Genomic DNA, 13,972 nt, shown 5'->3' on the forward strand with positions numbered 1-13,972 from the left:
CTCAGCAATGGGGCCTCCTACAGGCGAGGTGTGGTTCCCGAACAGTTGGCCAGGCAGGCTGGGGAGTCAGCGCGCAGACCCGTTCATGACCAGCCCCGGGACCATCGGCGCCAGCACCGGTCTGGTGGGCCTTCTCGGCGATCCGGTGCATCACTCACTCTCCCCTGCAATGCACAACGCTGCTCTGCAGGCGATGGGGCTCGATTGGGTGTTTCTGGCCCTACCGACCCCTGCTGACCAGCTAGGCACCGTGACCCAGGGGCTTGAGGCGATCGGCTGCCGCGGCCTGAACGTGACCATTCCCCACAAGCAAACCGTTGCCGGCCTCTGCCGGGAACTCAGCCCCCTGGCCCAGAGAGTCGGTGCCGTCAATGTCCTGGTGCCGCACGCCGATGGTGGCTGGTTTGGCACCAACACCGACGTTGAAGGCTTCTACAGCCCCCTGCAGGAAGCTGAATCCGACTGGAGCGAGCGCCGAGCTCTGGTGCTGGGCTGCGGTGGAAGCGCCCGCGCAGTGGTGGCAGGACTGACCGAACTCGGCTGCACCCGGATCCAGATCGTCGGTCGTCGCCAGACGGTGCTGGAGGACGTGATGGCAGCCTGCGGGAGCTGGTCCCCTCAACTGGAAACGCTCCTCTGGAGTGACGACGAGATCCTCAACGATGCGCTGGAGCACAGCGATGTTGTGGTGAACACCACCCCTGTGGGAATGGCCTCTCCTTCAAAACCGGAGGCCGCTGAAGCAAGCCCTCTGAGCACCCACCAGATCGATCGCCTGAAACCGGGGAGCTGGATGGTCGACATCATCTACACACCCAGGCCAACTCGCTTGCTCCAACTGGCGGCAGCCCAGGGCTGTCAGACCCTGGACGGTCTGGAAATGCTGGTGCGACAGGGGGCAGCCGCCCTGCGCCTCTGGTCCGGTCGCCAGGACGTTCCAGTCGGGATCATGCGAGAGGCCGCCCTGGCACAACTGACCCCTCAGGCCTGACCGCCTAGCGTCAGCCCAGCCATAACCGCCGCATGTCCATCCCCGTCTGGCAGCGACTGCTCGGCCTGCTGGTTTACGTGCTGCCCTGGAGTGATGCCATCCCCTTTGGCAGCCATCTGATGGGTCAGTTCCCCTGGCTGCAATGGCTCACCCTGCCGGCACTGCCGCTTGTGCTGCTGGAGCGGGGAATCCCCTTCGGCAACCTGCTGATCTTCTTCCTGTTGTTTTTGGCCGTTGTTCGCAACAGCAACGTGCCTTACTTCATCCGCTTCAACACGCTCCAGGCCCTGTTGGTGGACATCGTCGTGGTGCTGCTGGGCTATGCCTTCGCAATCCTGCTGCAGCCCCTAGGTGGCGGCCTGATGCTGCGAACCCTCTCCAGCACGGTGGTGATCGCCGTGCTCGCCGTGGTGATCTTTGCAGTGATCGAATGCCTGCGGGGACGGGAACCGGATCTACCTGGTCTCAGTCAGGCGGTACGCATGCAGCTCTACTGAGCTGTCAACCCCCCAGGCGTTAAGTTGGTGAATCCGTCGCTCACCCTGGTGAGCCTTCAGTCCCCGTCGGATCGGATTCCATGACCCAGCAGCCCTACTACGAGACCATGTACATCCTCCGCCCGGATATTCCGGAAGAGGAAGTCGAGTCCCATCTCACCAAGTATCGGGACATCCTTGTGGAAGCCGGGGCCGAAGTGCTGGACAACCAGATGCGCGGCAAGCGCCGCCTGGCCTACACGATTGCCAAGCACAAGGAAGGGATCTACGTGCAGCTCAGCCACAACGGTGATGGCCAGCAGGTGGCCGTGCTGGAAAAGGCGATGCGCCTGAGCGAAGACGTGATCCGCTACCTCACCGTGAAGCAAGAAGGCCCTCTGCCCGCACCCCGGGTGATGCCTGGCAGCGAAGCGGCGAGCGCAGAGCCTCAGGCAGCGGAACAGGAAACCGCAACCGCCAACGCCTGAAGCCGGTTCCTAAAACAGCGGGATTGATGCAGCCATGGCACGGCGATAATGTCCGGCCATGGCTGAACAATCGGACCCCTATCAAGCACCCTTCCCTGTCTGGAGAGCTCTCAATGAGCCCAGCGAGGAAGAAACAACCGATGTGAATCAACTCCGGCAGCGCGTGCAGGAGTTGGAGGCCAGGGTTGAAGAGTATGAAGCCCTGCTTGAGGAACTGCCCGCTTTGTTCGAACGCAAGTTCCAGCAACGGCTGGAACCGCTTCTGGAGCGGTATCGACTGCTGGCCAGTGCCCAGGACCTGAACACCACCAAGACGCCGCCCCTCCTCAAAGCAGCCCTGCGCTGGAGACAACGCAACCATCGCGAAGTCCCGGAAAGGGCTGCCTGAACGTCAGCGGCGGCGAGCAGCAGCCCAGAGCCTGATCGGCAGCCCCCACACGTAGATGAAGCCCTCGGCGGCGCGGTGATCGAATTGATCGTCGCTGCCATAGGAGGCCATGGCCGGCACATAGAGGCTGCTGGTCTCCGAGGCTCTGCCGATCACGATCGCGTTGCCCTTATGCAGGCGCAGACGCACCACCCCATTGACGTGTTGCTGGGTGCGATCCATAAAGCCATCCAGGGCTTCTTTGAGCGGACCGAACCAGAGCCCCTGATAGATCAGATCAGCCCATTGCATCTCCAGCTGTCGCTTGGTGCGAAGCACATCCGCAGCCAAGGTGAGGCTCTCGAGTTCCTGGTGGGCCTGAATCAGCAGTAACAGCCCCGGGGTCTCATAGATCTCCCGGCTCTTGATGCCCACCACCCGGTTTTCAATCATGTCGAGACGGCCGATGCCGTGACGGCCAGCCAGACGGTTGGCCTCACGAATCAGGGCCACAGGATCGAGGCGCTGGCCATTGATGCTGACGGGATTGCCCGCTTCAAAAACGATCTCGATCTCCTCGGCCTGGTCGGGGGCATCACTGATCGAGGCGGTCATGGCAAACACCTCCTCAGGAGGCGGCACCATCGGATCCTCGAGCGGTCCAGCCTCGATGCTGCGACCCAACAGATTCAGATCGATCGAGTAAGGGGATTTCTTACTGACAGGAGCCGGAATCCCGCAACGCTCTCCGTAGGCAATCGTCTCCTCGCGGCTCATGCCCCACTCTCGAGCGGGCGTCAGCACCTTCAGATCCGGAGCCAGGGCGGCGATGGCCACATCAAAGCGCACCTGGTCATTGCCCTTACCGGTGCAACCGTGAGCCACGGCATCGGCACCTACTTCGCGAGCCACCTCCACGAGACGGCGGGCAATCAGCGGCCGGGCCAGCGCTGTGGAGAGGGGATAGCGACCTTCGTAGAGCGCATTGGCACGGATCGCAGGGAAGGCAAATTCACGAATAAAAGGCTCGATCAGATCGCCCACCAGCGACTGGCTGGCGCCTGCCTCAAGGGCCTTGAGACGAATGGGCTCCAACTCATCGCCCTGACCTAGATCCGCGGCGAAGGTGATCACCTCCTCCACACCCCACTCCTGCTTCAGATAGGGAATGCAGACACTGGTATCGACCCCACCGGAATAGGCGAGCACCACTTTCTTCGCGCGCCCCATTAACTGGACTCCTGATCACGATCGTCTGATTCTCCCTCCCCGTCGGTCCAGCCCAGCAAGAGCCACACCGCAAGCACCACAGGAGGACCGAACACCAACACCAGCAGTCCTGGCCAGGCGAGGGGCACAGGATCTGGATGGGTCGCACCCCAGAGCCTTAATGCAGCGCTGATGAACAGCGCCAGCAGCCAGACCCCAAGCAACGAGCTCAGCTTGAGGGGCACGCTTTGAGGGGCAAGGTGGACATCAACGCTGTCTCCTATGATGACGGATTGGACTGATTGGACTTGTCCTCAGCGATGAGCAGCGCCCTCGACAGCATCAACCCGGCTCTGACCCGCTACGGGCGCAAGGAGCCCGCACCGGTGCTGCCCCTGCGTGAGGAACCCGATCTGCTGAGCTGGCTAGAAACCAGCGGTCGGCTGGTGGAAGACGAGGAGTCGACCTCACCGGAAGTGAGCACGGTGGAAGAGGAAGAACTCTCCGCACTGATGGGCGAGAAAGAGGACTACAACGCCGCTGACGAGCAGAGCGAAGAGAACTGGGAAGACTGATCCCACAGGCCTGAACCGCCCTAATCTCGGCGCGCCCGAACGCCCCTGCCTTGAGCGACTCCCTGGCGCCGAGATCCAGTTCAGACGGACGCATTGCAGCGACGGTTCTGGCCGTCGTTGTGTTCAGCATCGCCTTTGCAGCCGATCGTTGGATCCCCAATAGCCTGCTGAGCCTGCCGCTACTGGTGGCCAGCCTGATCGCGGCCGCGACAACGGCCTGGGGAGTGCCGCAGCTGCGGGCCCTAAAAATGGGGCAAGTGATTCGGGAAGACGGACCCGAGGCCCATCAACGCAAAGGCGGAACACCAACCATGGGTGGCTTGCTGGTGGTGCCGGTCGGGGTGATCGTCGGCTCCCTCAGTGCCGTGGGCGAGGAAAGCGGTCCACGGCTTCTGGCGGTTGCAGCGGTCACCCTCGCTTACATGGTCATCGGCGGAATCGATGACTGGCGCAGCCTCACACGACAGACGAACAAAGGACTGACGGCACGAGGCAAGCTGCTGCTGCAGGGCCTGACAGCGATTCTTTTCCTTGCCCTTGCAGGATCCCAGGGCTGGATCAGCAGCAGCGTTGCCCTGCCCTTTGCTCTGACCCTGTCTCTGGGATGGCTGATCTGGCCCCTCGCCCTGTTTGTGTTCCTGGCGGAAAGCAATGCCACGAACCTCACCGATGGCCTCGATGGACTGGCCTCCGGCTGTGGAGCTTTGGTGTTTACAGGGCTTGCCCTGCAGCTGATGTTGCGTGGCAACAGTGGTGATCCAGCCCTGGCTGGCTTCTGCATGGCCATGGCTGGAGCCTGGCTGGGCTTTCTCGCCCACAACCGCAACCCGGCAAGACTGTTCATGGGCGACACCGGGTCCTTGGCGATGGGAGCTTCCCTCAGCGCCGTGGCGCTGCTCAGCAACAGCCTCTGGCCTCTTCTGGTGATGGGAGGTGTGTTCCTAGCGGAATCCCTCTCCGTAATCCTTCAGGTTTGGGTGTTCAAGGCCACCAAAGGCCCCGATGGCGTAGGCCGTCGCGTGTTCCGAATGGCACCGCTACATCACCATTTCGAACTGGGTGGCTGGAGCGAACAGACGGTGGTGCGCAGCTTCTGGCTGATCAATGCAGGCCTCGTGCTGCTGGGGCTGCTCTTCCTTCCTCTTCCATAAAGGGAAGGAAGACCCCTGAATCCATCTGACACGATACCGTTACTTTCACGTTACGGTTTCGTATCGGGTTGAAGAAGTTTCCGTTCTTCGGAGAGCATGAAACTCAACCCCGAGTCATCGACCCTGGACGCATTGCCATGGCCTATTTCACCTGGAAGGAAGCTGGACTTACCAGCGATTGCCCCAGCCTCCAAGCCATGGCGGCCCGCTTCGAAGAAGCCGCGAGCCTGATGCGACGGATGGCCGGGGAAGGATTCCAGCTGGAACGTTCCGCCGGAGAGGCAAGGATCACTCATCCCCAGGCGGAGGTGTTCGATGCCTGGGGGTTCATCAATGAGGAATCGCCGGAACGGCAACTCACCTTGATTCCGGATCAACCCGATTGAGCCAACCGGCCTCACGGTCTGCCGGCCTCACTGTCTCCCGACCTCACTGTCGCCGGAGCGCACCGACAATCCAAACCACAAGAAACGCGAGCGACGAAACACCCAGATAGATCAGAGCCCACTTCTGCATGGTGGCGATCTCCCAGCCGAACAACAGACCATCCGCCGCATCGCCAGCCGTAGAAAACGCAAAGACGACAGGCATGGCCGGTGGAGCGCGAAGATCACCCCATGCTGCCCTGTCCATGACGATGACCCTGTTTCCAAAAACGGTGATGCTGCTGGGTAGCGGCGAACTGGGGAAAGAAGTGGTGATCGCTGCCCAGCGCCTCGGATGCCGGGTGATCGCCTGCGATCGCTATGCCAACGCTCCCGCGATGCAGGTTGCGGATGCGGCGGAGGTGTTCGCCATGACCGACCCTGAGCTGCTGCAAACGGTGGTGCGACGTCATCAACCGGATGTGGTGATTCCGGAAATCGAAGCCCTGGCCGTGGATGCCCTCCAGGCCCTGGAGGATGACGGCATCCGGGTGATCCCTACGGCACGGGCGACGGCAGTCACCATGAACCGGGACCGGATCCGAGACCTGGCGGCTGGCCCCCTGGGACTGCGCACCGCGCGTTTCGCCTATTCCGCGAACCTCGAAGAACTGAGAAAGGCTGCGGAACCATTGGGTTGGCCCGTGGTGGTGAAGCCAGTGATGAGCTCCTCCGGCAAAGGGCAAAGCGTGGTGCACAGTGCCGATGAACTGGACGCGGCCTGGCAAGCAGCGGTTTCAGGAGCCCGCGGAAGCGCTGAGCGGGTGATCGTGGAGGAATTCCTTCGCTTCGAGCTGGAAATCACACTGCTCACGATTCGTCAGAGCGATGGCACCACCCTGTTCTGCCCACCGATCGGTCACGAACAGAGCGGTGGTGACTATCAATGCAGCTGGCAGCCCGCCGCCCTCAGGGCCGGACAACTGGAACAAGCCCAAGCCATGGCGCGCAGCGTTACCGACAACCTGGGCGGTGCGGGACTGTTTGGAGTGGAGTTCTTCCTCTGCGGCGATGAGGTGATCTTTTCGGAGCTCTCGCCACGCCCGCATGACACTGGCCTGGTGACACTGATCAGCCAGAACCTGAGTGAGTTCGAACTGCATCTACGCGCCGTGCTCGGTTTACCGATCCCAACGATCCGCTGCGAACAACCCTCAGCCAGCCGCGTGATCCTGGCGAATGAGCACCTGAACCAAGTGCGTTACGCAGGACTGACAGAGGCCTTGCAGGAGAACAACACCGAAGTGCTGCTGTTTGGAAAACCCGATGCACGCCCTGGCCGGCGCATGGGGGTCGCCCTCGCACAGGGATCAGATCTGAACGAAGCCCGCAGCAAGGCAGACCGAGCGGCTGACCGGATTCAGGTGCTAGGCGCCTAGCGACGCTGAAGAAAGCGATAGTGCTGGAGCCCTTCCAGCACACCAGACACTTTGGAGCGACTGGCAAAGAACACGCGCTGCTGCTGACGGAAGCCCTCCAGGCAAGGGTCATGTTCGGCAGGCACCACCGTGGCAGGCAGACCACGCACCAGTTCGGCATCGCCCTGCTGACTGGCCACCACCAAAATCCGATCGAGGGGCAGTTGCCAGCGAAGAGCGAGGAAACGGATCGCTTCACTGCGAGAAGCCCGCAGTGGCAACACATCCAGAAACCAGTGGCAGCGTAGGTAGGGACGCGCCGCCTGGCGACGTTGGCGCAGGCGCTGACGCACCAACGGCAGAATCGCCTCGCCGGGTTGTCGAAGCAAGTAGCTGACCTTGAAGGGGCCCTGCTGGGCTGAATCCTGCAACTCCAGATGGGCACCGAGATCGGAAAGACTTCGTTCCACCTCCTCTCGCTGCCAGTCCACCGCAATCCGCGCAGCCCACTGGGGATCGGCTTCGAGATCCTCTCCGTAGGCGATCTCCGTGCCTGCCCGGGTGATCCACACACTGGGCGACGGCAGGTGCAGCTCAGCAAAACGGTGACGGGCCGCGGCCAGCGAACGACCGCTGAGAATCCCAAAACTGCCAGCCCCGACCCCTGGCCCACTGGCCTCTAACTGCTGCCGAAGCAGCTGAAGAGCGTCAGCATCGGGCTGCTCGAGGCTGCTGTCGAGATCCAACAGCAGCAACCGATCACCAAGCGGACGCCTCTCAGGGCTGGTGGTTCGGGCTGCAACTGGGGATGCAGCCGCATGGACCCGCTGCTGCATCAAGGCCAGATAGCGGCAGACGTGGGCATCCCAGCTGAAATGACGACTGACCGCCTCAATGCCGTTGTCGCGCCAGCGACGCCAGCGCTCCGGATCCGAGCTGGCCCGTTCCAGACCATCCTGAAGCGCCTCCAGGTCGGTCACATCGACCAGCAAACCGTTATCGCAACGCGCCAGGATGTCGCGCGGTCCGCCGTCATCAGTCGCCACCATCGGCAACCCACAGGCCGCGGCCTCCAAAAGGGTGAGCCCGAAGGGTTCCGTGAGCGCCGGATTCACAAACAAACCGCGACGACGAGCCGCCCAGCGATACACGGCTGGAATCTGCGCGCGCTGATGCTGTTTGGGATAGGCAACCTTGCCGTAGAGGTCGTAACGGTCCACCAGGTCGAACACCTGCTGAAACACCTCTCGCTGCTGTTTCTCGAGTTGACGGGGATCCTCTCGACAGCCGAGCACGAGCACCAGATTGTGGCGTTGCCGCAACACCGCAGAACGACCGAACGCCTCTACCAGTGCCGGAATGTTCTTGCGACGAACCGCCCTGGAAATCGCCAGCAGGGGAGGGAGTTCCGGTTCCCTGAGAAAGGACGCCAAAAGACCATCCACCACAGGAGCTTCCCCTGGCGTGGCATCGGGATGGAACCGCTGGGAGTCCACTCCCGGCGGCACCACCTGAGCCTGTTCGGCCTGGAAGCGGCCGTAACGGGCATATTGCTCATCCGCCTCCTGGCGGGTGCTGGTGATCACCAGATCGGCATGGGCCAGGGCGAGCTCCTCGGCATCGATGCGCCGACTGATTGCAAACGCCTGCTCGATTTGTTCGTGATCCCCACCAGCGGCAAGCAAGCGACGCAATTTCTCGCGACCGAGGGAATGGCCGGTGAAGACCAGAGGGATGCCAAGCCTGCGACTGACCAGGGCTCCCACGTATCCGGCATCGGCGTAATGGGCGTGAATCCAATCCGGTCGATGCTGAGGATGCTGGAGACGGGTCACCAACTGATCAGCCAGCTCGTCGAGATGCGGCCAGAGCAATTCTTTGCGCAGATAGCGGCGTGGTCCGAAAGGAAAGCGCAGGATCGAAGCCCCCGGCGCGATCAGTTCCTCGCTTCGGGCGTAATCAGCGGAGACGCGCCGGTCCTGAATCAGGCGAGTGACAACCTCAACCCGCTCCACTTCCGGACGAGCGGCCAGGCCCCTGGCCAGTTCGAGCACGTAGAGGGTCTGACCGCCAGTGTCGGCATCACGGCCAAGCTCAAGATCATGCGACCGAAACAGTCCGTGCAGGTGCAGATGCAACAGCTTCAAACCCACACTCACCCCCGACGCACAACAGAGCAATCAAGCGATTGCCTTGGTTAAGAGATAAGGGCGGCAATCAAGCAAAAAACTGAAAAGAATCTGAGAGATTCGCCATTGATCACCCTCACAACCGCGAAACCGCTCTGCCTGCAAGGGGATTAGAGCAAAAGCTCAGGAGAACGACGCAACAACTACATGAGGAAATGCAAACAGATCAGGGGTTGATGAAAAGCAGCCACCTGTCTTAAAGGGCTTCTACAAACCGCTGGTCACATCCACCAGTGGTCGAGCGGAACTGCCCCAGCGACCAGCGCTGAAGGTGAACGTGGTCGACACGCCCAACTGCTCGTGAATCCACGCAAGGATCAGGGGCCCAAGCACTGGTGGGTCCGCTTGATCGGCAGGGGCCCAAAGATTGAAATGGTCACCCCCTGAAACAAGCACCAGCCGATGACCACGAGCCATCGGCTGGCCACGACGCAAAGGGGTGACCGCTTCAGGATCCGGAGGCACCACCCAGTCACTGGTGCCACTCACAAACAGGGCCTTGGCCTGAGCGGAGGGCGCAGTGGTTTCGTCGAACAGCAGCATCAGCGGGGGGCTCACGGCCACCACGGTCGTCACTCGGGGATCGGCAAGGGACCCTTGCTCCGCCCCCGTAAGCCAGCTGCACTGAAGGATCCAACTGAGGTTGCGTTCCGGATCGCGAGGATCCTGACAACGGTCCTTGAGTTTGCGACTCGTGGTGCCCAGGCCCCCAAGCTGCAGGGCGGACACGGCCCCCCAGGAATGGCCGACCACCGCCACAGCACTGGTGTTGAGTGCCGTGCCAGGCAACAGGGATCCGGCTTCGATGCCATCAAGCAGTGCCTGAACGTCCAGCGGTCGCAGTCGTAACTCCTCTGGACCAGGTGGGGGCTGATCCCCGAGGAGCATTGCTTTCTGCTGTTGGGAATCGCTGCCGGGATGGCGAGGCAGCAGCACGGTGTAGCCCTGGGAAGCAAGCAAACGGCCCCAACCCTCAAAGCTGGCAGGTTCGTCCCAGAGGCCATGAGAAATCACCACCAGGCGACCATTGGCCGCTCCCGTGGGCTTCACCACCGTGAGGCTGATCGGCTGAGGGCGGTGAACCACCGACAGGCTGAGCTGCTCACGGGTCCAACCGGTTGCGGCCGATGCCAGCAGCGAGGACGGTGCCGGCACTGCCGGAGTTCCCTGCTGCACCAGCTGGCGCGCATCATCCCAGTTGTTCTGAAGCCTCTGGGCGTAGAACGCGAGAGCCTGAAGATTGAGTGTGATGCTCTCGCCAGGCATGTTCTGCAACAACCCGAGCACGGTGGGTTGGCCGTCCCGGTAAGTCGCCGCCAGCGCATCGCTGACCATGCGACCACTCGTGTCGATGGGCAATCCCTCCACCTCCACCAACTCCGAAGCAGCCACTAAGGCTTGCTCAAGCAGAGGATGGCCGACCATTTGCTCAGCGACGCCTCCGGTCTGTTCCGGCAGTGGTGCCGTAAGCAGCTGATTGAGCAGGCGCAGCACCGCACCCTCGCCGGCGCGATCGAGCTCCTGCAGATCCGGATTCGCCTGGATCAGTTCCGCAGCCGTTCGCACCTGAGCGATGTCCAGGGTGATCGTCATCTCCATCACCGGCAGACGTAGCTGGAGGCGATCCACTGCCTCAGCAGGGAGAGGGGCCAAGCCCATGCCGCCGAAACAGCAGGCCACCCCAGCAGCCATGGAAAGCAGGGGCTGTTGAATCCAGCTCTGTTTCATGCGACCCGTTTTCATGCAGCCCTTTTTCATGCAGCCCTTTTTCATGCAGCCCTTTTTCATGCAGCAGTGGCCATCTCTTGGGCGGGATGTTGCTCGAGCACCTTGCGTAGATAACGACCGGTGTGACTGCTGGGGTGCTGGGCCACCTCCTCAGGGGTCCCGCAGGCGACGATCTGCCCGCCCTTGTCACCCCCTTCTGGACCCAGATCAATGATCCAGTCGGAACAACGGATCACATCGAGATTGTGTTCGATGCAGATGATCGAATTGCCCTTATCCACCAGTCGCTGCATCACATCCATCAACTTGTGCACGTCGTAGAAGCTCAGACCGGTCGTGGGCTCATCGATCAAATAGAGCGTTTTGCCGGTGGCACGGCGTGAAAGTTCGGTGGCCAGCTTCACCCGCTGTGCTTCGCCGCCGGAGAGGGTTGGTGCCGGCTGACCGAGCTTCACGTAGCCGAGACCCACATCCACCAAGGTGCGCAGCCGATCCGCCGCCTGGGGAATGGCTGAGAAGACATCAGCCGCCTGCTCGACGGTCATCTCAAGCACATCAGCAATGGTGTGGCCCTTGTAGGTGACCTGCAGGGTCTCGCGATTGAAGCGAGCCCCTTTGCAGACATCACATTGCACATACACATCAGGGAGGAAATTCATCTCAATCACGTTCACCCCCTGACCGCGGCATGCCTCGCAGCGACCACCCTTGACATTGAAACTGAACTGACCGACCTGATAGCCACGGGCCTTCGCCTCCACCGTGGCCGCAAACACCTGACGGATCGGATCGAAGGCACCGGTGTAGGTGGCCGGATTAGAGCGGGGCGTGCGACCGATCGGCGACTGGTCGATGACGATCACCTTGTCGATCGACTTAAGACCGCGCAGTTCTCCCAAACCCTGCGGGAACGGCACCTTATGACCGAGACCGTGCTCCAGGGCGGGGTGCAGCAGTTCATTGACCAGGGTGCTCTTACCGCTGCCGCTCACCCCGGTGACCGACACCAGACGACCAAGGGGAAACTCCACGCTCAGACCTTTGAGGTTGTTGCGGGCGCAATCGAGCAGCTTGAGGCTTCGGCTACCAGCGTTGCGCCGCTCCGCTGGCGTGGGAATGCTGCGGCGGCCACTGAGATACGCCCCCGTGAGCGACTGCTCCGCAGAGAGCAGATCGTCCAACGAACCCTCCGCCACGATGTGGCCCCCATGCACTCCAGCTCCAGGGCCGATATCCACCAAATGATCCGCCGCACGGATCGTGTCTTCGTCGTGTTCCACCACCACCAGGGTGTTCCCCAGATCGCGCAGACGCTCCAAGGTGGCCAACAGGCGGTCGTTGTCACGCTGGTGCAAACCGATGCTCGGTTCATCCAGCACGTAAAGCACACCGGTGAGACCGGCGCCGATCTGAGTGGCGAGACGAATCCGCTGGGCCTCTCCGCCGGAGAGGGTCATCGCCGGGCGATCGAGGCTCAGGTAATCGAGCCCCACATCCAGCAGGAAACGCAGGCGCATGCGGATCTCCCGCAGCACCAGATCACCGATCTGAATCTGACGAGATGAGAGCAGGGGTTCATCGCCATCGGCAGCGCCGACACCCATGAGTCGTTCAATGCGTTCCAGGGTCTGACCAACGCTCACAGCGGTCAGCTCAGTGATCCGGAACGGACCCACGCGCACCGCCAGAGCCTCCGGACGCAGCCGTTGACCAGCGCAAGTCGCGCAAGGCACCAGCTCGAGATATTTCTCCAACTTCTGACGTTGGGCCTCGCCACTGGCATCCCGCAGCTGACGCTCAAGGATTGGCAGGATCCCCTCGAAGGGCCTCTGGTAGCCGGCGCTCTTGCGATAGCGGCTGTCGGCCTGGATCAGGATCGGCTCGTGGCTGCCGTTGAGCAGCACATCCCGTTGGTCGTCATTGAGCTCCTGCCAAGGGGTTTTGATCTCAAACCCGAAGGCCTCCCCAACTGAATAGAGAAGGGAGAAGTAATAGCTGTTGTCCTTCTCTGCCCAAGGAGCAACGGCGGCATACACCGGCAGTGAGGGATCGGGCACCACCCGCTCCGGGGTGAATTTGCGCAGGTGTCCGATGCCGTGGCAGTCCTCGCACGCGCCGTAGGGACTGTTGAAGGAGAACAGGCGGGGAGAAAGCTCCTCAAACACAGCGCCGTGTTCCGGACAAGCGAAGTTCTCGGAGTAGAGCCGCTCCCGTTCCATGCCATCAGGAAGCTCCTCGTCCTTCTTGGGCACCACCTCCACCACCGCTAGGCCATCTCCGCGTTTGAGGGCCGTGCGCAGTGAGTCGGTAAGACGTTCCTGGATCCCCTCACGGGCCACCAAACGGTCCACCACCACATCAATGCTGTGGCTGTGGTTCTTGTCGAGTTCGATGTTGTCGGAGAGCTCGCGCACCTCACCATTGATGCGAACCCGTGCAAAGCCCTCGGCCGCAAGGCCACTGATCAGCTTGCTGTGGGTGCCCTTCTTGCCGCGCACCACTGGAGAGAGCAGCTGATAGCGGGTGCCCTCCGGGAGGGTGAGGATCTGATCGACCATTTCGTCGATGGTCTGAGGGCGGATCGGTCGATCGCACTGGGGACAGTGAGGTTCACCGGCACGACCGAACAGGAGACGCAGATAGTCCTGGATCTCCGTAACCGTGCCCACCGTGGAGCGAGGGTTGTGGCTGGTGGATTTCTGATCAATCGAGATTGCTGGCGAAAGCCCCTCGATCGCATCGACGTCGGGCTTGTCCACCTGACCGAGGAACTGCCGGGCGTAAGCGGACAGGCTCTCGACGTAACGGCGCTGTCCTTCCGCAAAGATCGTGTCAAAAGCCAGAGAGCTCTTGCCGCTTCCGCTCACACCGGTGAACACCACCAGCTTGTTGCGCGGAATCGTGACGTCGACGTTCTTGAGGTTGTGCTGACGGGCGCCGCGCACACGGATCACGTCCTCGAGAGAGCCGCCGCTGAGGTTGACCGGAACCGCAGCCTTCATCGGCAGATCCTTA

Annotated in this window: 14 protein-coding genes; 8 read left to right on the forward strand and 6 right to left on the reverse strand. The window is 61.8% G+C overall.

What is annotated here, in order from left to right:
- Window positions 1-85 precede the first annotated feature (85 nt).
- The 4 genes from CWE17_RS04185 (at window position 86) to CWE17_RS04200 (ending at window position 2,343) form a co-directional block, all read left to right on the forward strand.
- Window positions 86-991 carry a shikimate dehydrogenase gene (locus CWE17_RS04185; RefSeq protein ID WP_131455091.1) on the forward strand — a complete coding sequence of 302 codons (906 nt, stop codon included), beginning with the start codon at window positions 86-88 and terminating at the stop codon, window positions 989-991.
- Between the two features lie 32 nt (window positions 992-1,023).
- Window positions 1,024-1,488 carry a Tic20 family protein gene (locus CWE17_RS04190; protein ID WP_131455092.1) on the forward strand — a complete coding sequence of 155 codons (465 nt, stop codon included), beginning with the start codon at window positions 1,024-1,026 and terminating at the stop codon, window positions 1,486-1,488.
- An 80-nt stretch (window positions 1,489-1,568) separates the two neighbouring features.
- Complete coding sequence (rpsF, locus tag CWE17_RS04195) at window positions 1,569-1,955, forward strand: 30S ribosomal protein S6 (RefSeq protein WP_131455093.1); 387 nt, start codon at window positions 1,569-1,571, stop codon at window positions 1,953-1,955.
- 58 nt (window positions 1,956-2,013) lie between these two features.
- Window positions 2,014-2,343 carry a hypothetical protein gene (locus tag CWE17_RS04200; RefSeq protein WP_131455094.1) on the forward strand — a complete coding sequence of 110 codons (330 nt, stop codon included), beginning with the start codon at window positions 2,014-2,016 and terminating at the stop codon, window positions 2,341-2,343.
- A 3-nt stretch (window positions 2,344-2,346) separates the two neighbouring features.
- On the opposite strand, the gene CWE17_RS04205 is transcribed toward CWE17_RS04200, so the two are convergent.
- Window positions 2,347-3,552, reverse strand: coding sequence for an argininosuccinate synthase (locus CWE17_RS04205; protein ID WP_131455095.1), 1,206 nt, complete (start codon window positions 3,550-3,552; stop codon window positions 2,347-2,349).
- Window positions 3,552-3,776 carry a hypothetical protein gene (locus CWE17_RS04210; RefSeq protein ID WP_131455096.1) on the reverse strand — a complete coding sequence of 75 codons (225 nt, stop codon included), beginning with the start codon at window positions 3,774-3,776 and terminating at the stop codon, window positions 3,552-3,554. The genes CWE17_RS04205 and CWE17_RS04210 overlap by 1 nt, the downstream gene beginning before the upstream one ends.
- Window positions 3,777-3,851: 75 nt before the next feature.
- Between CWE17_RS04210 and CWE17_RS04215 the strand changes: the two genes are divergently transcribed.
- From CWE17_RS04215 to CWE17_RS04225, 3 genes are all read left to right on the forward strand, one after another.
- Window positions 3,852-4,106, forward strand: a complete 255-nt coding sequence (locus CWE17_RS04215; RefSeq protein WP_131455097.1) for a DUF3134 family protein — start codon at window positions 3,852-3,854, stop codon at window positions 4,104-4,106.
- 50 nt (window positions 4,107-4,156) lie between these two features.
- Window positions 4,157-5,257, forward strand: a complete 1,101-nt coding sequence (mraY, locus tag CWE17_RS04220) for a phospho-N-acetylmuramoyl-pentapeptide-transferase (RefSeq protein ID WP_131455098.1) — start codon at window positions 4,157-4,159, stop codon at window positions 5,255-5,257.
- A gap of 137 nt (window positions 5,258-5,394) precedes the next feature.
- Entirely contained in the window at window positions 5,395-5,643 is a 249-nt protein-coding gene (locus tag CWE17_RS04225; protein WP_131455099.1) for a hypothetical protein, read from the forward strand.
- A 43-nt stretch (window positions 5,644-5,686) separates the two neighbouring features.
- Here CWE17_RS04225 and CWE17_RS04230 read toward each other — a convergent pair whose 3' ends face one another.
- Complete coding sequence (locus CWE17_RS04230; protein WP_131455100.1) at window positions 5,687-5,848, reverse strand: cytochrome B6; 162 nt, start codon at window positions 5,846-5,848, stop codon at window positions 5,687-5,689.
- Between the two features lie 46 nt (window positions 5,849-5,894).
- Between CWE17_RS04230 and purT the strand changes: the two genes are divergently transcribed.
- Entirely contained in the window at window positions 5,895-7,061 is a 1,167-nt protein-coding gene (gene purT, locus CWE17_RS04235; protein ID WP_131455239.1) for a formate-dependent phosphoribosylglycinamide formyltransferase, read from the forward strand.
- On the opposite strand, the gene CWE17_RS04240 is transcribed toward purT, so the two are convergent.
- The 3 genes from CWE17_RS04240 to uvrA all read right to left on the reverse strand — a co-directional run bounded on the left by CWE17_RS04240 (window position 7,058) and on the right by uvrA (window position 13,959).
- On the reverse strand, window positions 7,058-9,193 hold the full coding sequence (locus CWE17_RS04240; RefSeq protein ID WP_131455101.1) for an HAD family hydrolase: 2,136 nt from the start codon (window positions 9,191-9,193) through the stop codon (window positions 7,058-7,060). The two genes, purT and CWE17_RS04240, sit on opposite strands and share 4 nt — an antisense overlap.
- A 243-nt stretch (window positions 9,194-9,436) precedes the next feature.
- Entirely contained in the window at window positions 9,437-10,957 is a 1,521-nt protein-coding gene (locus CWE17_RS04245) for an alpha/beta hydrolase (protein WP_240789238.1), read from the reverse strand.
- Window positions 10,958-11,013: 56 nt separating this feature from the next.
- On the reverse strand, window positions 11,014-13,959 hold the full coding sequence (gene uvrA / locus CWE17_RS04250; protein WP_185190386.1) for an excinuclease ABC subunit UvrA: 2,946 nt from the start codon (window positions 13,957-13,959) through the stop codon (window positions 11,014-11,016).
- Between the last annotated feature and the right edge of the window lie 13 nt (window positions 13,960-13,972).

Origin of the sequence: Synechococcus sp. BS56D (assembly GCF_004332405.1) — a bacterium.
Lineage (GTDB): Bacteria > Cyanobacteriota > Cyanobacteriia > PCC-6307 > Cyanobiaceae > Synechococcus_C.